17 protein-coding genes and 1 tRNA gene are annotated in these 19,537 nt (G+C 50.9%); 6 read left to right on the top strand and 12 right to left on the bottom strand.

All coding sequences use genetic code 11. The annotated features are described in order from the left end of the window. Window positions 1-51 precede the first annotated feature (51 nt). The 5 genes from clpX to SBL51_RS03515 all read right to left on the bottom strand — a co-directional run bounded on the left by clpX (window position 52) and on the right by SBL51_RS03515 (window position 4,693). Entirely contained in the window at window positions 52-1,347 is a 1,296-nt protein-coding gene (clpX, locus tag SBL51_RS03495) for an ATP-dependent Clp protease ATP-binding subunit ClpX (protein WP_317929216.1), read from the bottom strand. A gap of 186 nt (window positions 1,348-1,533) precedes the next feature. Continuing rightward, a complete protein-coding gene (gene clpP, locus SBL51_RS03500; RefSeq protein ID WP_317929218.1) occupies window positions 1,534-2,172 on the bottom strand; it encodes an ATP-dependent Clp endopeptidase proteolytic subunit ClpP in 639 nt (212 codons plus the stop codon). Between the two features lie 274 nt (window positions 2,173-2,446). Next, window positions 2,447-3,763, bottom strand: coding sequence for a trigger factor (gene tig, locus SBL51_RS03505; protein WP_317929219.1), 1,317 nt, complete (start codon window positions 3,761-3,763; stop codon window positions 2,447-2,449). A 139-nt stretch (window positions 3,764-3,902) separates the two neighbouring features. Further along, window positions 3,903-3,987: transfer RNA gene (locus SBL51_RS03510), tRNA-Leu, on the bottom strand. A 151-nt stretch (window positions 3,988-4,138) separates the two neighbouring features. Further along, window positions 4,139-4,693 (bottom strand): helix-turn-helix domain-containing protein, encoded by a 555-nt coding sequence (locus SBL51_RS03515; RefSeq protein ID WP_317929221.1) that lies wholly within the window; start codon window positions 4,691-4,693, stop codon window positions 4,139-4,141. Between the two features lie 145 nt (window positions 4,694-4,838). On the opposite strand from SBL51_RS03515, the gene SBL51_RS03520 reads away from it, so the two are divergent. Beyond that, on the top strand, window positions 4,839-5,828 hold the full coding sequence (locus SBL51_RS03520; protein WP_317929222.1) for a GlxA family transcriptional regulator: 990 nt from the start codon (window positions 4,839-4,841) through the stop codon (window positions 5,826-5,828). Here the strand turns inward: SBL51_RS03520 and SBL51_RS03525 are convergent. Both SBL51_RS03525 and SBL51_RS03530 read right to left on the bottom strand, forming a co-directional pair. Continuing rightward, the gene (locus SBL51_RS03525; RefSeq protein WP_317929223.1) at window positions 5,825-6,367 is read right to left on the bottom strand and encodes a class I SAM-dependent methyltransferase; all 543 of its coding nucleotides are present in this window, start codon (window positions 6,365-6,367) and stop codon (window positions 5,825-5,827) included. The two genes, SBL51_RS03520 and SBL51_RS03525, sit on opposite strands and share 4 nt — an antisense overlap. A 177-nt stretch (window positions 6,368-6,544) precedes the next feature. Beyond that, window positions 6,545-7,069: a hypothetical protein gene (locus SBL51_RS03530; RefSeq protein WP_317929225.1), complete on the bottom strand. Its 525-nt coding sequence runs from the start codon at window positions 7,067-7,069 to the stop codon at window positions 6,545-6,547. Between the two features lie 260 nt (window positions 7,070-7,329). On the opposite strand from SBL51_RS03530, the gene SBL51_RS03535 reads away from it, so the two are divergent. The 3 genes from SBL51_RS03535 (at window position 7,330) to SBL51_RS03545 (ending at window position 9,823) form a co-directional block, all read left to right on the top strand. Further along, window positions 7,330-8,193 carry a hypothetical protein gene (locus SBL51_RS03535; RefSeq protein WP_317929226.1) on the top strand — a complete coding sequence of 288 codons (864 nt, stop codon included), beginning with the start codon at window positions 7,330-7,332 and terminating at the stop codon, window positions 8,191-8,193. Window positions 8,194-8,346: 153 nt separating this feature from the next. Next, window positions 8,347-9,417: a ferrochelatase gene (gene hemH, locus SBL51_RS03540; RefSeq protein WP_317929227.1), complete on the top strand. Its 1,071-nt coding sequence runs from the start codon at window positions 8,347-8,349 to the stop codon at window positions 9,415-9,417. A 1-nt stretch (window position 9,418) separates the two neighbouring features. Continuing rightward, a complete protein-coding gene (locus SBL51_RS03545; RefSeq protein WP_317929229.1) occupies window positions 9,419-9,823 on the top strand; it encodes a CbiX/SirB N-terminal domain-containing protein in 405 nt (134 codons plus the stop codon). 96 nt (window positions 9,824-9,919) lie between these two features. Here SBL51_RS03545 and SBL51_RS03550 read toward each other — a convergent pair whose 3' ends face one another. Continuing rightward, entirely contained in the window at window positions 9,920-11,839 is a 1,920-nt protein-coding gene (locus tag SBL51_RS03550) for a beta-ketoacyl synthase (RefSeq protein ID WP_317929230.1), read from the bottom strand. A 715-nt stretch (window positions 11,840-12,554) separates the two neighbouring features. On the opposite strand from SBL51_RS03550, the gene SBL51_RS03555 reads away from it, so the two are divergent. Then, window positions 12,555-13,775, top strand: a complete 1,221-nt coding sequence (locus SBL51_RS03555) for a DUF1631 family protein (RefSeq protein WP_317929232.1) — start codon at window positions 12,555-12,557, stop codon at window positions 13,773-13,775. Window positions 13,776-13,839: 64 nt separating this feature from the next. Next, window positions 13,840-14,220, top strand: coding sequence for a PilZ domain-containing protein (locus tag SBL51_RS03560; protein ID WP_317929233.1), 381 nt, complete (start codon window positions 13,840-13,842; stop codon window positions 14,218-14,220). 67 nt (window positions 14,221-14,287) lie between these two features. Here the strand turns inward: SBL51_RS03560 and SBL51_RS03565 are convergent, their stop codons facing one another. The 4 genes from SBL51_RS03565 to SBL51_RS03580 form a co-directional block, all read right to left on the bottom strand. Continuing rightward, window positions 14,288-15,424 (bottom strand): patatin-like phospholipase family protein, encoded by a 1,137-nt coding sequence (locus tag SBL51_RS03565; protein WP_317929234.1) that lies wholly within the window; start codon window positions 15,422-15,424, stop codon window positions 14,288-14,290. Between the two features lie 44 nt (window positions 15,425-15,468). Beyond that, window positions 15,469-17,109, bottom strand: a complete 1,641-nt coding sequence (locus SBL51_RS03570; RefSeq protein WP_317929236.1) for an AMP-binding protein — start codon at window positions 17,107-17,109, stop codon at window positions 15,469-15,471. A gap of 72 nt (window positions 17,110-17,181) precedes the next feature. Then, window positions 17,182-18,984 carry an acyl-CoA dehydrogenase C-terminal domain-containing protein gene (locus SBL51_RS03575; RefSeq protein ID WP_317929238.1) on the bottom strand — a complete coding sequence of 601 codons (1,803 nt, stop codon included), beginning with the start codon at window positions 18,982-18,984 and terminating at the stop codon, window positions 17,182-17,184. Between the two features lie 256 nt (window positions 18,985-19,240). Continuing rightward, window positions 19,241-19,483, bottom strand: a complete 243-nt coding sequence (locus SBL51_RS03580; protein WP_317929239.1) for a hypothetical protein — start codon at window positions 19,481-19,483, stop codon at window positions 19,241-19,243. Window positions 19,484-19,537 lie beyond the last annotated feature (54 nt).

Here is a 19,537-nt window from a genome sequence, read left to right on the forward strand (position 1 = left end):
CAAGCCAATTACAGCTAGGCTATCGTCGGGTTCACATCTATGAATACGCTTTTATTCGTCGGAGATAGCTTTTTGTGTGTTTGAATTAGCATAAACTAATAGAGGGTCAGACTCCCCTTTGATTACACTTTCGTCAATCACAACCTTGACAACATCATCGTTAGATGGGATTTCGTACATGGTATCGAGTAATACGTTCTCCATAATGGAACGCAGTCCACGAGCCCCGGTACGACGCTCCATTGCCTTTTGTGCTACAGCATCAAGAGCTTCTGGACGAAAATCGATTTCCACACCTTCCATACTAAACAATTTAGCATATTGCTTAGTAAGCGCATTTTTGGGCTCAGTTAGAATCTGAACCAGAGCTTCTTTGTTCAACTCTTCCAAAGTGGCAATTACGGGCAATCGGCCAACAAACTCCGGTATCAGCCCATACTTGACCAAATCCTCGGCCTCCAGCTCTTTCAGGGCTTCGCCGACATTCTTCTTATCGTCTTTGCTTTTAACCTGAGCACCGAAACCTATGCCACCCTTCTCAGAACGATCCAGAATGATGCGATCTAGCCCCGCAAAAGCGCCACCACAGATGAACAGTATGTTGGAGGTGTCGACCTGTAAAAACTCCTGCTGGGGATGTTTACGGCCGCCTTGAGGCGGTACGGAGGCGACAGTACCTTCAATGAGTTTTAGCAACGCCTGCTGCACACCCTCACCAGATACATCACGGGTAATCGACGGGTTATCAGACTTGCGAGAGATCTTATCGATCTCGTCAATGTAAACAATGCCTTGCTGGGCCTTCTCTACATCGTAATCGCACTTCTGCAGTAATTTTTGAATAATGTTTTCAACATCTTCCCCGACGTAACCAGCTTCCGTAAGGGTTGTGGCGTCAGCGATGGTGAAAGGGACATTGAGCAAACGGGCCAAAGTCTCGGCCAACAGGGTTTTACCGCTTCCCGTTGGACCTACTAACAGGATATTACTCTTGCCGAGCTCGACTTCTTCTTTGCCCTTTTTGCCGTCATTACCCAAACGTAGTCGCTTGTAGTGGTTATAGACTGCAACAGACAGTACTCGCTTGGCGCGGCGCTGGCCAATGACGTATTGATCGAGCGTTTTGGTGATCTCTTCGGGTGTTGGCAGACGATCAGAACCGGAATCTGAGCTGCTCTCCTGAATCTCTTCACGAATGATGTCATTACATAAATCGACACACTCGTCACAGATAAAGACGGAAGGTCCAGCGATTAATTTTCGCACTTCGTGCTGGCTTTTTCCACAAAACGAGCAATACAGCAACTTGCCGTTTTGGTCGCCTTTATCGTTACCGTGATCGGACATTAAATCACTCCATTTCTCTGCTTAGGCCTACTAAGATGCTAGCTTTGGGTTTATTTTGCAAGTATAGCTGCCCACAATAGTGACACAAACTTGAGTCTAAATCTGAATAACCAGAGCTGTCGCATACAGCCGGGCGTGGCGCCTCTTTCAGCGGAGGCCCCAGCCCATCTATATTTACAGCGCGACCTACTCAGAGGCGCGAGCTGTAAGGACTTTATCGATTAATCCGTACTCCATTGACTGATCAGCAGTCATAAAGTTATCGCGCTCGGTATCCGCCGCAATTCTCTCGACTGACTGACCGGTATGATAGGCCATAATTTCGTTCAATCGAGCTCGGATTTTAAGAATTTCCTGAGCTTGAATATGAATATCGGAAGCCTGCCCCTGTGCACCACCACTTGGCTGGTGAATCATGGTACGGGCATTGGGCAAGCAGTAGCGCTTACCTTTAGCACCAGCAGTCAGTAGAAAGGCCCCCATACTCGCAGCCTGGCCAATGCACATAGTGCTGACATCTGGTTTGATGAACTGCATGGTATCGTAGATGGATAGGCCGGCAGTCACAGAGCCGCCAGGGCTGTTAATGTACAAATGGATATCTTTGTCGGGATTCTCAGCTTCAAGAAAAAGCAGCTGAGCCACCACAAGGTTTGCCATGTGATCTTCAACTGTTCCCACAAGGAAGATAATGCGTTCTTTCAACAGGCGAGAGTAAATATCAAATGAGCGTTCGCCACGAGCAGTCTGCTCAATAACGATGGGGACTAGCCCAGAGTTAACTACTGAACGGGAGCTTAAATCAGGGAAAATAGGATTTGACATGGTGTACTCATCTTAACATCAGGTACTTGCAAAGGCAGTTCATACCCACAAAGACCTCCGAGGATCTTGTGAGCGGTTGATATGAGCTTGAAAGTCTCTCAGAAACAGGGGGAGCTTAACGCGACTCACTACGATATGCCAGTGAACTGTTAACTCTAGATGACAAAAAAACGCCGCAAATTTGCGGCGTTTTTAGGAAATGTAAGATAAGCCGTTTTACGCTAATTCAGAAAAGTGCTTTCAAATTCAATACTTATCCGCACTTTAGCTAAGGTTATTCGCCGGATTGGGCCGACTTGAGAACATCTTCATAGGAGCTGGATTTTTCGGTCACATTCGACTGAGAAAGGAGCAAATCCACTACCTGATCCTCCAGAACAACCGATTCAATACCTGACAGTAATTGTTGGTTGCTGTAGTAGTAGGTAACGACCTCTTCCGGTTCTTGATAAGTCGAAGCGATCTCCTCAACCATAGCCTTCACTTTATCGCCGTCTGTTTTAATCTCTTGCTGCTTGACGATTTCACCAACGATCAACCCCAAGGAAACGCGACGCTTGGCTTGCTCGGTGAACATCTCATCCGGAAGGATGCTGGTTAAATCGAGGTTTTGTGCCTGGGCGCCAAATTGTTGTGCCATCTGGCCACGCAGAGCACGAATTTCACCGGCAATCAAAGCATTTGGCAACTCGACCTCATTGCTCTCGATGAGCTTATCCATTACTTGCGCTTTAAGCTTAGTTTTAGCAGCGTTCTTCAGCTCGCGCTCCATGTTTTTCTGCACTTCTGCGCGGAAATCCTCTTCGCTGTCGGTCTCAATGCCGAACTTTTTGAACAGCTCTGGGGTTAACTCGGGCAATACCTGCTCAGATACTGAGTGCAGAGTGATTTTGAACTCCACAGCGGCACCAGCCAGCTCTTCGGAATGATAGTCTTCCGGGAAGGTCAAGGAGAGGGCCTTCTCCTCACCGGCAGACATACCCTCGATGCCAGACTCAAAACCAGGAATCATACGACCGGAACCAAGCACCAGATCCTGCTTCTCGGCGCTGCCACCGGTAAACTCCTCGCCATTTTTAGTACCGGCGAAATCGATATTTACCTTATCGCCATCGGCGGCGGCACGCTCAACAACATTCCACTCGGCCTGCTGCTTACGCAGGATATCAACCATTTTATTAACATCTTCATCAGTCACTTCGGCAACCAGTTTTTCAATCTCAAAACCGGAAGTGGTGGTCAAAGCGACATCTGGGTAAATTTCGAAGGTAGCGACGTATTCGAAGTCGCTGCCCTCTGTGTACTCTTTAGGCTCAATCGCCGGCTGACCAGCAGGTCGAACCTCCTGTTGAGCCACCGCGTCGTAGAAAGTGCGGTTGATCATGTCACCCATTACTTCTTGGCGAACACTGGCACCAAAGCGCTGTTTGACCACCTTAAGAGGAACCTTGCCCTTACGAAAACCGTTTAAACGTACGGTCTTCGCGGCTTCCAATAACCGCTTCTCGACTTCGCTATCGAATTCTTGTGCTGGAATGCCTACAGTCAAACGGCGCTCTAAGCCATTAGTGGTTTCTATAGAGACCTGCATGTTGTTCCTCTAAGCTGCTGCTGAATATATGGTCGCAAACGACTCAAACACCAATCTACCAATACGGAAATTGCGCTTTGCGACTGAAATAAATGAAGCGCCAAAGCCGCAAGCGGTCGGCGCTATATGTAATCTATGTTGGTGCGGACGGAGAGACTCGAACTCTCACACCTTGCGGCACCAGAACCTAAATCTGGCGTGTCTACCAATTTCACCACGTCCGCGCGGCCTTCAGATTAACTTAACTAATTGATTTATTTAGATAAATTGGGCACCAAAAACACCCCTTCTGAAAAGCGGGGCAGATTGTGCCACAGCTGTTAGCAAGGTTCAACCAATAAACGAAAACAACCCATAGCCTGGAGAATACGGTTGTTAATCGGGGTATTTACCTTCACTGGTCACCGAGAACGCAATGCACCCCATACCGCTGTTATTACGAATACGGTGGGGCCTCATGGTCTCTATGTAAAAGCCGTCACCGGGCCCAAGAAGCTGTGATTCCGCACCGACGGTAACCTCCAGCTGGCCATCAAATACAATACCCGCCTTCTCGCCGACTACGGACAGCATCACCTCGCCAGTGTCGGCACCGGGAGGGTAAAACTCCCAGGTAACTGACATTTTCCGGCTTGATTTATCGGCGGCTAACAGCTTGGCGATGATATTGCCATCGCCCACATTTTGCATCTCTGAGCTGGCGTAAAAAGCATTAGCTGATGCCGCCAGATCGAGACCGAAGAAATCCGCCAGGCTGATCGGAACGCCGTCCAAAACCTTTTTCAGTGAGGCGACCGATGGACTTATCCTGCCCTGCTCCATCTGTGAGATGGCGCTGTTGGTAACTCCCGCCCTTCTCGCCAGCTGGCGTTGTGACCAACCATTTATTTTTCTAATCAGCTGAAGCCGCTGACCCACATCCAGTGACATGCAGTACAATCTCCTGAAACCATCTCCGAATCACCGCTAAAAGTTGATCGCCAAAGAGAAACGACGAACTGGTGAGATATCCGGTTGTTACCGAATGCGGCAATTGCTCTAAACTATCGTTTTTTATAAGAAACTCAAACAGCGAATGCAAAATATAACTTTTGCCCTCTACCCGGACATGCTGGCCTCCAGCGCCACACTACCGATCGAAATGCTTAAGGCGGGGGAAAGTTTCGCCAAAGTCAGAGACAGGCAAGCTGAACGGCTCTGCATCTCCACCACCGCAGCCACCCGAGATCCAGTGACAACCCGCTCCGGATTAAAAATGGTGGCAGACCACACCTTCGAAGACCCTATCGCCGCCGATATTGTGTTTCTGCCTGCACTCTGGCGAAATCCGCGCAGGGTTTTGAAGTCGATCCCGGCAATCTACCCGTGGCTGAAATGGCAATATGAGAATGGCGCGATCATCAGCGCTGTTGGCACGGGCGTCTGTTTTCTGGCGGAAGCTGATCTTCTGGATGAGAAAGCAGCAACCACCCATTGGCACTATTTTGATCAATTCCAGGCCGACTACCCCAATGTTCTGCTCAAGCGGCAGTATTTCATAACCCAATCCGGCAATCTGTTTTGCACCGCCAGCGTCAATGCCCTGGCAGACTTAACCGTGCATTTCATTCAGCGCATCTACAACTCAGAGGTAGCCAATCTGGTGGAGCGCCATTTCAGCCACGAAATCCGGCGCTCCTACGAAACCAGCAGTTACTTCGATGGACAGATCAATCAACACCCAGACGAAGACATCGTCCAGGCTCAGATGTGGCTGCACGATAACTACAGCAAAGATATCCGCTTCAGCGAAGTTGCTAGCCGGTTTGAGATGAGTGTCCGCTCTTTTAATCGGCGCTTTAAGGCCGCCACCAACAAATCACCGCTCCAGTATCTACAGGAAATCCGCATCCAAACGGCCAAGGATCTACTCAAAACCAGTAATCTGACCATCAGTGAAATCGCCTACAAGGTGGGCTACTCCGACATGGGCCACTTTACCGGTCTCTTTAAAAAGCTACTGGCCACAACGCCCAGCGATTATCGCACGACCGTGCGCGCCAAACTCTTCAAAGCAGACCCTTAACGTTTGCGGATTAATACCAAGTCATCGGCAAGCACCAGCAACTGCGCCCGCCACCTACCGGCTATATAGATGAAGGTGTTCAGGTGGAAATAGGCAATGTGGGTGGGGTCATTCTTATAGTGCCACTGGCGAAACCGCTCCAGGCTCAGCCAACGTTTGGTCATAATCAACAACAGTCCGCCAGATCTGACGTTCTGCCAAAGGTCGCCTAACGTATCCCCTGGCGCATCCAGGTGCTCGACGACCTCGGTAGCCGTTACAAAGTCGTACTCGCCAGCCAAGGGCGCAGGGTTCGGGCTGTAGAATTTATCGAATATCGACATAGAACAACCCGCCGCTGTCAGCAGTTGCGCCAGCACCGGAGCCGGGCCTGAGCCAAAATCAAGCCCCTCTCCCCCTGGAAAACGACAAACTACCGGTGCCACTGCCCTGCTTAGAAAGCGAGTGTAGCCCGCGTCGAGGCCTGTGTTCTGATGCAGATTGTATTCAGCAAGCTCAAGCTCTTTCGCCAAATGGAAATGTCGCGGTACAAATACCAAGCAGCAATTACTGCAACACCAATACTCCCTTCGGCGATCCTGCCAAAAGAGTGTGGTCTGAAGTGAATTACAGAGGGGGCAAATGGGGGAGTCGGAAGAGAAAGACTGGCGGGACTCAGCGTATGACGGCGATTTGATGCGGCCACCTCCACTGAATGAGCCCGCCTGAAACGGCTGTTAATCGATTGGGGAATCCACCCACTGCAACAATGCTCGGCTGAATACCAGAACGCGTGGTCGAGTAGACTTACTGTGATCAAACAGCACAACATGCTCTACTTGATCGTTCACAGCTGGGATAGATTCAGAATAAGGCTTACCGTTGATGATCAAGTCGTATTCCCCGGCGGGTAAAGTAACATAAGCCACGTATTGCTCTCCACCGAGAGGCGTAAACTCAGCGCCTTCAAAACCATCGCCAGAGACACTCAAGCGCTTCAGCAATGGGCGACCGGGGCCACCACGGGTTCTTCCTGCCAGCCGCTTCATTACTTTTTCCAGTTTGAGCTCCGCAATCGCCGCCTTCTGCTCAGCCGAAGGACCTGTCGGCTGGGCCGCATCCGCTCTGGCCGACACAGGAACATTAGCTGCCGCTAAAATGAATTGGTCACTCGGGTTGTTAACCAAAGAACGGTCGTCTGCCGCCAACACTGGAACACTGACCGCCAATACGAGGCCGCCTATCAATTTCCTGGAACTCACATTTACCTCCACAATTACTACTTAGCTGCCCACCGATATATTGAGCAGCAAAAAATCGTGGCTTATTATCCCCACTTATCGTATTAAGTCCAATGGCGCTAAGTTGAATATTTTTTTACTTCGTTTAGAAATATGGACAAAACGTCAAAATCGTCCATCTGCAATATGGCGCCACCCGCCCCTAGCCACTGGACAAGAGTGAACCAGAGCAGGAGTTTATACTCCAACACCAGTGAGCAACCCCTGTGTACCCTACCACTATGGCGAAAAGATACCCTAAACTCCCACGCCGTCAGATCATCACACTACTCTTGTTGATTGCCTCTGCCGGCCTCTGTTCAGCGAACAGTCACGCCCTAAGCCCCGAGTTTGAAGCGGACCGCCTTATTCTGCAGGCAGAGGAACAGGTTGCCAAAGAGCATTACGACACTGCCCGGGCCGCGCTACGTGAAATCGAAAATTTGGGAGTGGCCCTGCCCGATACCTACTATTACTTACATGCCAAAGTACTCGCCGATGAAAAGCAGTACAGCGCGGCATTACAGTCGCTGGAGATCTACATTGAAAAGCGAGGCCGTACCGGCGAGTACTATGAGGATGCACTAAAACAGGTTACCACCCTGCGCAAATTGGCAAAAAACCATAACAGCAGTAATAAAAAGGGGGGCCAGGCCGACATTCAATGGTCCGAAAATTTAAGTGAAACCAACGACTATCGGGCCCACCTACAGTACATCTATCACGCTTCAGATCCAGCCGAGGCACTGCTTCTCCATATCAACAACCTGCTGGAGTTTTATGGTTACGGCGATAAAGATATCCAATCCGCAAGTCGAATCAACGGCACCTACCGCTTCAAACTGGTGGTAGCGCCACCGGCGACACTGGTAACCACCAAGCGCTCTATTCACCAGGACGGCCAGCACATCACCAGTGATCGGCTCGTGGTCTATGGCGTCAATCCCTACGTCGATTACACCTGTCGATCCAGCGATCGTAGCTGTATGATTAGTAATCCGGTTACGCATGAGCCCTGGTTGCAAATCGTGCAAAATGATCAGGCTGCCAAAGAGCTGAGCAAGGCCTTGGCGGAACTGATCAAACTCCTACAGAGCCAAGGTTAAGACGACAGCAACAGCACGTGAACGGCAACCGCGCATGCCCCTCCCGTCAGGCATAAACAGAACGTCAGTGTTTCAGCAGCCGTATTGCCACTGGCTCACAAGCCAAGAACAGGGGTTTCCAGCAAAGCAGCAAGGCCACCTACCTACTCACTTATGACCTTTATCAACAGCAGCAGCTACACTCATGGCCACCACGAAAGGGTTGGCGTACTGATCACCAACTTGGGCACACCAGACCAACCCACCAAAAGTAGCCTGAAACAGTATCTGAAGGAATTCCTCTCCGACCCCAGAGTGGTTGAGATGCCCCGCCTGCTCTGGTGGTTGATTTTAAACGGCATCATCCTGCGCATACGCCCGGCAAAATCGGCTAAAGCTTATCAATCGGTCTGGACGGAAACGGGCTCGCCATTAATGGCCATCACCAAACAGCAGGCCGTGGCTCTGCAAGCAAAATTAGGTGAGAGCGTCGTTGTCGAGTACGCCATGCGCTACGGCAATCCCAGTGTTGGCAATGGTATCCAAACCCTACTGGACAAAGGCGTTCGCAAACTGCTGGTCGTGCCGCTCTACCCTCAATACTGCGCCTCAACAACTGCCTCAACATTCGATGCCATCGCTCACGATTTTTGCCAACGCCGCTGGCTGCCGGAGCTACGCTTTGTAAGCCACTACCACGACCAGCCCGATTATATTCAAGCCTGCGTCGAACAGATCAAACACCACTGGCAGCAACACGGCCAGGCGGAGAAACTGATTTTTTCCTACCACGGCATCCCCGAGCGCTATCTGAATCAGGGTGACCCCTACTACTGTGAGTGCCAGAAAACCTCGCGCCTAATCGCCAGTCAGCTGGGGTTATCAAAAGAACAATATCTAACCAGTTTTCAATCCCGTTTCGGGCGCGAGCAATGGCTACAGCCCTACACCGACGAAACACTCAAAGCCCTTCCCACCCAGGGAACAAAATCTGTACAACTCTTTTGTCCAGGCTTTGCCGCCGACTGCCTAGAGACCATTGAAGAGATTAACGTTGAAAATCGGCACTACTTTCTCGATGCCGGCGGTGAAAAATTTGATTATATTGCGGCGCTGAATGCCGAACCCTGGCACATAGAGGCACTGGCCAAAATCGTTGCCACCAACATCAGTGGCTGGACACCAGATAACAGCGAACGAGCCCTGCAAGTAGAGCAGGCCAAACTTTTGGGTGCTGAGCGATAGCATGAGCGATGTTGATCAGGACAAAACACTGCTAGTCATAGCCCATGGCAGTCGTTCAACGACGGCTAACGACGAATTCCGGGCACTGGTGGCCAGCTTACAGAGCCATGCGATTGGCTTTAGTGAGGTGGAAGCGGTCTTCCTGGAGATAGCCCAACCCTCTTTGGAAGAGGCGGTAGACAAGCATTACCAAAGAGGCTGCAAGTATTTTGTCATCTACCCACTCTTTTTTAACTTCGGCAAACACGTCAGCCAGGATATCCCCAAGCTGATCGATCAGATTCAGCAACGCTTTGACGGTACCACGGTGGAGTTGCTTGAGTATTTTGGCGCCAGTAGCAGCTTGCCCATGGCGATGGCGAGTCATATCACCCTGCAGACCACCAAGGGCGGTTTCGACGATTAAAAAGGCGTATTGGTTGGGGAGTAATGATAAGCGGGAATTAAGGGTTACTGCGGTAATTGTAGCCCACCATCCTTGGCGGGCTAACTCAGCAATCGATTAGATCATGTCCCCGTAGGGGTTCTCTTTTTTCAGATTGATAGGCAACTCAAAGCCCGGCAGTTTAACCGCCTCCTGGGTGATCTCGATGGCCGCTTCATCAATCATGCCTTCGCCAAATTGATAAATAACCTGCAGGTCACCGGCGGCGGCTTTGCGATCATACTCTTTGGCGGCAGCGACAGTTGCTTCCCGGCGCTGGATCGACTCTTCAACGCGCTCTTTCCCGTAGCGCTTGATCAGCATACTTTCAGTACGCTGAGGCGAAATGAGTATGGCGGAGCCGTTAGCACCACCAAAGCCTTTGGAGTTGATAAAGGCGATGTCTAATTCACCTTCGAACTGCTGATCGGTAACCGACAACTTCAGTCGATCAGCGAACACATCCTCGGCAATTGCATCAGCTGTTTTGATACCGGGTAGGATTTTGCTTTTAAACATGCCCAATGCAGCAGTCACCTGATCACCACTGGCTGGCGCCAAAGAGTGGCCAAGAAACGCTTTTACGGCAATGACCGGCCACTCAGAAATGCCAAAAGCTTCGGCAACGCGATCAAAAATTTCTGACTCGGTTGTTCGGTTTTTGGGCGTACTGGAGCCATGCGCCAGCAGAATACTGTGTTTCTTGGTGACCTCTTCGCCAAAGATCGCATTGGCGGAGGCAACCGCTTTTGCCAGGGTAATAAAGTTACCCGGTCCCGGAGCAGAGATCGATTTCTTATAGCCATCGGCACTGAGGAAAACATCCGCTACTGCCGCGTGAATATCGGCCCCCAATTCCAGAGCCAGTTCGTCGTCCATCAGCACCACGTACTGGCTCGATTCAGCGATAGTAAAACCGCAGTTTTCTGAGAATGGGCGGCTGGAACGGCGATGATCAACCTCCTCTACACCGTAGAGTTTGCGTTGGTTGTCTTCGGTCGCCAAAGCACCCATGGTTGAATAACCATCGATCACTTCGCTGGTAATTGGCGCCTCACTGCCACCGACAATCACCACGCGCTTACGGCCACTGCGAATCTCTTCAATGCCTGTGGCCAGGTTGTAGAGGAAGCTGGCGCAAGCACCGGTGGTGGAACCGGAACTACCGACACTGCCAATCATATAGGCGTTGATAAAGTCGGTAGTCATGGAGTTGAGACCAAGAATCAAATTCTTAGTACTGACCCGACCGCCCTGCAAGCGTGACTTCAACAAGCCACCAGCGCCGAACTCATCCATCTGCGCCATGATGTTACTGGAGTAAACACCAATCGCATCGGGCGTCACATGGCTAGTGATCACCTCCCAGGGAATACCAATGGAACGGATGGCATCGGAGGCACCCAACACGGACATTTGCACTGCACGCGGGTGGAACCGAGAGCTGTAGTGGTCGGCCGGTTTAAACCCTTTCGGCAACTGGCCGGCGGATTTGACGGGAAAATCCCGGTAACTGTCTATTTTGACATCAGCCAGTTCGGAAACCTGGACGCGCACTACCGTGCTGTCGTCAGTCTCAAACACCTGCCACTCAGCGGGTACCGGTTCGGGTAGATCGCGTTTGCGCAGAGTGAACTCTATCGCCTGCTCGCCACTGCCTTTTAATGTGGCTTTCTTTTGCCACAGCAGCTTGTCCGGGTCGAAATAGGTTTCCGGGTCAATGCGACGAATCAAGGTGTTTTCCAGAACCGTCTGACTCAACTCCTGAGCCAAAGTACTGGCATCGGTGTAGGTAGACTCACCAACGCTATAAGTGCCGTCCGGTGCGTACGTAGCCAAACCCATTAACACTGCAAGGTTGGCAACAGTTTCATCCTGGGTGGCTTTATCTAAACTTTCGAAAACTAAACGATGATAGGCATGGTGGCCGGAAACACGGCCAGCGGCGTTGTAGCCACCAAACCCTACTATGACGGGTAACTTTGTGGTCGCAGACATGGTGAAATACCTGACCTAATAACACGAGGATGAACGAATAAGACGAAAGTCTATTGGCTGCTCCCAAACCAGGTAATTGCCATTTAGGTCATTTTTCCTGGCTTTCTAGCCAAACTGCCGCTATGGTGAATTTTCGGCCAACGTTGCAATCCCGCTCAGTAACATATCTGCCCTATCTGACAGGAGGAACAATAAATTAAGCGACATCGTCCCAGACCACTTTAGTCTGGTCTACACTTATCAACTTCTGCAGTACAACGAATTTGACAGACCAATGCCCGCCTTTCCCGAACATACCGAGGTACTCGCCACCAAGCTAAAGCGTTTTACCAATAACCAAAAACCGCTAAATGTGGCTGAATCGAAAGAGACATTTATCAGGTTTTATCAGCAGCTGATAGACCAATTAACCCCCCACTGTGACCTCAACAACCAATTACCAGCTGTTACGGAGCGCCTAGCCGATGGCTATTGGGCCTTGGGCTCTGCCATGGTCAACCCAGCCCAGCCACTGCACGCCTTTGCCGAGGAGCTCTGTTACCACCTGCCGAGATGGCTGCCCAATAGGGGCCGCATCGGGCGGGAATTTCCAACCATGGTTAACCAGTTCCTGGCCCTGCCGACCATTGGCGGACAACTCGACGGGACACAACTGAATAAATTAACCGAGACCCTACAAGGCTACCGGGAAAGCATCACCACCCGCAGCCTGGCCTTGGAACAGCGGCAGGCGCTTGCCGAACAGAACCAGCAGAAAATCCAACAGACACAGCGTGACCTGGTGGCCACCATCAATCGATTGCTAACCGGCCAATACTTACCAGGGTGGCTATCGGAGTTCATTCGGCAGAGATTGGCAGTTGATTTTATCCCACTGAAAGTAACCGCCGAAGGTAAAGCGACAGTCGATTTATGGTTGGATTTACTTAGACACCTGGCCTGGGCCTATAAAAGCAAGCACGCCAGCGAACACGAAGCTCATCAGCACCAAAGCAGAGTCTATGAAGAGTTACCAGGCGTCATCGATACCATTGACCAGAGGTTTTTAGTGGGGCTACCCGACCGCCAAGCCTATGAGCAGATATTGGAAAGTGTGATGGCATCGCTGGTTGACTGTATAAGGAAGGGGCCCGAAGAGGCCATACTCTTCAAGCCGATCAATACCGAAATCACTACAGAGAAATTAAAGTTATCGACAACCAAAGGTGTGAAAGAGTCGCTAACGCTAACGGTCAACGAATGGTATTTCATTCGCAATCTGGGCGAACCTAGCTCTACTCACAAGCTGTTTGCAGTGGACGCAGCCAAAGACCTCTATCAATTTTCTGACTACTACGGCAAAAGCACCCAATCTTTGACTGGTGATCAGGTTACGTTATTAACGGCCACCAAAAAACTGTTACCGGTTCCCTGCCACAGCGAACTGTTTTTTAAAATGGTAACGGCCTTTATTCAATACGAGGAAAAACGAGCGCAGAGAGCCTTGACGGCTGCACAACATCGAACTGAACAGCCGAAGCCAATAAGCGACACCACTGAACAGCAAAATAGCGGCAGTCCCGCGGCCGAATCAAACCCAAGCGCGCTCACACAGGACCACGCCCAACCACTGCCAACGGGCATTAATGATGAGCTGGCCACTAGCGTCATTGTAAAAAGTGAGCAGGAAATTGCTCAATTTGCCGATCAGATCAAGAGTTTACAGCTAGGTGCCTGGCTGCAATTTAGGCAACAAGAACCTGAACAACAGAAGCTCACTCTCAAATTGCCCTCTTCCGATAAATATGTCTTTACCGATCGATGGGGCAGAAAGACAGGCGAGTACAGGCTACAGGAATTGTTGGATCGATATGCCAGAGACCTGCTCTCAATCCTAAGCCAGGGTGAGCAGTTCGACAGTAAATTAGAGCAGATTGTGCGCGGACAAAGGCGCTAGTTGAAATAGCCCAGCCAGTGACCACCACTATAATTGGCATTTAGAATAAATTAATGAGCCTGCCATGAACGAACAGAGAAAAGAGATTCGTCTCGACTATAAACACACAATTATTATTGAACTGGAAGCAGAGCAACCAGACGACGGTGAGGAGGTTATCGCCATCTGCCATAGTGTAGATGTCTCAAGCTCCGGCTTACAGCTAACGCTTAACCAGCCAGTCGAGCCCAACCGCATGTTATTTATCTCTATTATTTTGGAGCAGAATTCAGCTGAACAGCTAGCCGATGGTGGCAACAGCCCTGAACGGTTCAATCTGGTAGCTGAGGTCGTGTGGCAACGGGCCATACCGGATTCAACTGAATTCAGAACCGGGCTTACCCTGCTGCACTCTGAAGAGACACATTTCGCCGACTGGCAAGCGTGGGTGCAACGACAGCTTTAACGCCGCCCTCATCAGCCCGGTTTTTCCGTGTTAGCGGTGCAACCCAATCCACTCTTGCCGTAACGACTTAATCTTCATTGAAAAAACGCAGAATCGACTCCCTGTCCCACATCGCATCCTGGTAGCCAAGATCAATCAACTCCCGGCAAAATTTATCGGAAAAGAGCAGGTAACTGGCCATGGTCGCGCCGCCCCCCTTAGCGGTTGAGCCCGTTGACTTCATTAACAGGCGCAAAGGCTTGGGCAGGTAGCGAATACAACGGCCGGCTATTTTGTCCAGCGGTTTGGTTGGCGAGATAACCAGGGTTTCAATTTTGGAGAGACGTTGCGTTTGTTGCAGTTGCTCCGGTGTCATCACGGCCAAGAGGTCATTAACATCCTCCAGGTGCTCCAAATCGGAATCGAGTGAATCAAGAAAGGCGCTATTGAGCAGGTGACCAACCATCTGCCCCAAAGAGGGAGAGTGGCGAACGATGCCACGACGCCCCCAGTGGGCGGGGTTGCGATTGTTGCTCACACCCACGACAAATATTTTGTCGGCACCTAAATGCATCGCCGTGCTTAACGGTGACAATTGGCGGACCGCGCCATCGCCATAATATTCCCGGCCAATTTGTACGGTCGGAAAAATACCCGGCAACGCTGACGAGGCCAGCAGGTGATCAACTGTCAGCGTGGCCGGAACACCCAGTCGGTGATAGCGTCGCCAACCCGGAATCGAGGGCGCCCCCTGAAAAAAACTGATCGACTCACCACTGCTGTAGGCCATGGCCGTGACCGATATGGCGCGCAGTCGGCCCGATTCAATTGCCGAGGGTAGATTGCCAAATTGAATATTATCGGTGAGTAATTTACGTAAGGGTGAGTTATCGAACAGTGAAACGGGGCGACCTTTACCCACCCCTTGATTGAACAGCGACCCAACTACCCGACCAAAGCCACTCATTAGGTCCCACCAATGGGTTTTAATGACCTGCTCGACCGTTAGGTTGCGCCAAAGATAGTTGAGCTGATCGATGGACTCACAGAAGTCGCCATTGTGGGTAGCGATGGAGAGCGCATTAATAGCTCCGGCGGAGGTGCCGCAGATTATCGGGAACAGACCATCGCGACAATCCGAAATGATTTCGTTGACTGCGGATAAAACGCCTACCTGATAGGCGGCTCGAGCACCACCACCCGATAAAACTAACGCTGGAACCATAAATATTGGGATTTCTGTTTATATATTAAGCACCCTCACAAAGCCTACGATGCCGTGTTCGCCGAACTCTGATCACGAGCATGAGCATCACGCAACTCCTTGCGCAGCACCTTGCCCACGTTCGATTTCGGCAACTCCGTACAAAATTCTACAATGCGAGGTATTTTGTATGCCGTTAACTGCTCCCGGCAGTAAGCGATTAACTCCTTTTTGGTGAGCGATGAATCTTTGGCCACCACATAAACCTTAACCGCTTCGCCACTTTTCTCATCGGGAACCCCGATAACAGCCGCCTCTCTCACTTTTGGGTGAGAGACCACCACCTCTTCCACTTCGTTGGGATAGACATTAAATCCGGAGACCACAATCATATCTTTTTTGCGGTCGACTATACGAATATAGCCCTCGGCGTCGATTGTAGCGATATCACCGGTATGAAACCAGCCATCGGGCTGTAGCACCTTGGCCGTTTCATCGGGCCGCTGCCAATAGCCCTCCATCACTTGCGGGCCGCGCACACATAGCTCTCCCGGTTCACCCACCGCCGTCGGCGACCCTTGATCATCAATGGTTTTTATCTCGGTATGCGGCAGCGGCAACCCCACCGTACCCGGGCGAATATCGCGAGCCAGATTAGCACTGACCACCGGAGAGGTCTCCGTCAGACCATACCCCTCATTAGCCATGCAGCCGGTTACCTTATGCCAAAGCTCGGCGGTATCACGGGTCAAGGCCATCCCCCCCGAAGAGGTAGTGCGCAGCCGACTGAAATCGAGCTGACAAAAGGCGTCGTTGTGACACAGTGATTTAAACAGCGTATCCAAGCCCACAAAGCCGGTTATCGATTCATGTTTCAACGCTTTTACAAATGCAGGAATATCCCTGGGGTTGGGGATTAATATATTTCGTGCACCCCGGCTGAACAGTGACAGGCAGTGAAAATTGAAGGCGTAAATATGGTAAAGCGGCAACGGCGCAACATAGACCTCTTCCCCCCAGATCATCACATCGGCCAGATGTTCGACAATCTGTGCCCGATTAGACGCCAAGTTGCGATGGCTTAACATCGCTCCTTTGGCAACTCCGGTAGTGCCGCCGGTGTACTGCAATACAGCGATATGCTCTGGCTTGACCGCTACCGGATGCAGCGCCTGTTTAGCGCCAAGCTTTAACGCCTGTTTCAGGGTGATCTGCTTAGGAAAATGGAGCTTGGGAACCAACCGTTTGAGGTACTTAGCCGCAAAGTTGATCAACTGACTTTTAAGTGGCGGGTGTAAATCGGCAACTTCGGTAACAATGGCCAACTCAATCGAGGTGTTGGCCAGTATGTGATCAGCGGCAGCGCCGATATTGGCCAGCAACACAATCGCCTTGGCTCCGGCATCATTAAGTTGATGTTCAATTTCGCGCTCGGTATAGAGGGGGTTGGTATTCACCACCACCAAGCCGGCTTTTAAAGCACCGAAAACAACTACCGGGTACTGCAGCAGATTGGGCATCTGTACAGCAATTCGGTCACCCGGTTTCAACGATGTATGATGTTGCAGGTAACTTGCGAACTCCAGGCTGAGATGGTGAATATCATCGTAGCTGAGAGTCTGCCCCATGCAGGTAAAGGCCGGCATCTGGCCAAATTCGCTGCAAGCCAGATCAAACAGCTCGCACAGCGTTGTCGGCTCGCTCATGAGTGATTCCTTATTATGGTAATTGGGCTGAGCCAGAAGCCGACAAGCTAAACGTTTACAACCACTGTTAAATCAGTCGAAGGTAAAGTGCTCCACCTCCAGCGCCATCAGATTGCCGGCGCCAGACTTCATGGTCTCAACCAATGTGCGCGTTCTTGGTAACAAGCGCTGAAAATAGAAGCGCGCAGTCTCAATTTTAGCTTGATAAAACGCTTTGTTGGCATCCGCTTCCGACAGTTTTTGCAGCGCCACCGCAGCCGCCTTTGCCCAGAAGTAAGCGAGCGTAACATACCCGGAGTACATCAGGTAATCCACAGAAGCAGCGCCAACCTCATCAGCGTTTTCCAACGCAGCAAGACCAATATGCATGGTAACCTCGCCCCACTCCTGATTATGGCTTTGCAAGGCGGAGACAAACTCCTGCATGGCTTCGTTATCGGCATTAGCTTTACAGAATTGGTGAATTTGTTTGGTGAATAGCTTCAGTGTTTCACCCTGGCTGGCCAACACCTTGCGCCCGAGAAGATCGAGCGCCTGAACACCGGTGGTGCCTTCATAAAGCATAGAGATGCGGCTGTCACGCAGGTTCTGCTCTACACCCCATTCCCGAATATAGCCATGACCACCAAAGCATTGGATAGCTAGGGAAGCGCTTTCGAAGCCGGTTTCGGTCATAAAGGCTTTGGCGATGGGCGTCAGCAAACTGAGTAACTGCTCCGCCTGATTACGGGCATCGGCGTCATCGCTGTATTTGGTAATGTCCAACTGCTGCGCGGCGAAATAGGCCAACATTCGGCCACCCTCGGCAAAGGCCTTTTGGGTTAACAGCATGCGGCGCACATCAGGGTGAACAATAATAGGGTCCGCAGGCCCCGCTGGGTTTTTGGCACCGGTCAGCGAACGCATCTGCAGCCGCTCACGGGCATAGGCCAACGACTTCTGATAACCGAGCTCAGCATGACACAACCCCTGAATCGCTGTACCCAATCGGGCGGTGTTCATGAAGGTAAACATACAGGCTAAGCCTTTGTTCTCCGGCCCAATCAGGTAACCTTTGGCACCATCAAAATTGAGTACGCAGGTGGCATTACCATGTATACCCATTTTGTGCTCCAGAGAACCACAATTAACCTGGTTGCGCTCCCCTATTTGGCCATCCGGCCCGACAATAAATTTGGGCACGATAAACAGAGAAATACCCTTGGTACCAGGAGGCGCATCGGGCAGCCGAGCCAAAACGATATGCACGATATTTTCAGACATATCGTGCTCACCAGCGGAGATAAATATCTTGGTGCCATTCAGAGCGTAACTGCCATCTGCCTGCAGTTCAGCCTTGGTACGCAGCATTCCCAAATCGGTACCGCAGTGCGGCTCGGTTAAGCACATGGTCCCGGTCCAGGTACCGGCAACCAGGTTGGGCAGGTAGGTCTGCTTTTGCTCATCCGTACCGTGGGTGAAGAGTGTTTCCATACAACCGTGCGACAGCCCCGGGTACATACCCCAGGCCCAGTTGGCACAACCGATGATTTCGTTCATCAAAGTGCCGAGCGAACTTGGTAACTCCTGGCCACCAAATTCCGCATGGTGAGTCATAGCGGGCCAGCCGGCTTCAATATATTGTTGGTAGGCCTCTTTAAAACCGGTGGGCGTAGTAACGACACCGTCCTGCCATTGGCAGCCCTCTTCATCGCCAACCGCATTTAAGGGGGCCAGAACATTTTCTGCGAATTTCGCGGCCTGTTCGATAATCGATTCCAACATTTCGCGGTCGGGAGCATCTTCCAGTGGCAATGACTGTAGGTGCTGTTCAAAACCCAACAACTCAAACAGTGTAAAACTGATCTCTTTTAAGGGGGCTTTGTAATCTGCCATGAATAGTCTCCTCTCACTAAGACTGAAATTCGATTTGGTCTGCCCGATACACGGGCCTTTGTTATACGAACTTATGTACGAGTTATTTTCGCCGCTTACAACAGCGTTACTACTTATTGCCGCAGTGCTTGAGCAGTTGCCGCAGTGGTCGAGGGTGGCAGCTTACAAGCGTTACGAATGCAATCAGTTGGCTTAGTGGGTACGCCTGCCACTGGCGGTTTAAACTTAATTTTGGCAGGCGCTGAGAGTGAAGATTCTAGCGTTTGTCCTGCTCAAGATTACGTCGCTTTTTGAGCTGCCTCGACAGCACCAACAACAAACCACCAATCATAGCGATGATGATAATCAGCGCTAAAAAAAGCATGCAGATCACAAAAAAACTGGCAACCCGATGAATCGGAACGCCCCAACCCCAAATTGCCAGCGCGATAAACGCAGCACCGGACAACACACCGACAAAAACTTTTGAACGACGCTTTATTTTGAACTGCAATTTCATACTTAAACCCGCGACAATTACTCAATACAACCAGAATCTCTGACCAACCTGTGC

The sequence above is a fragment of the Halioxenophilus sp. WMMB6 genome (assembly GCF_033283405.1).
GTDB lineage: Bacteria > Pseudomonadota > Gammaproteobacteria > Pseudomonadales > Cellvibrionaceae > Halioxenophilus.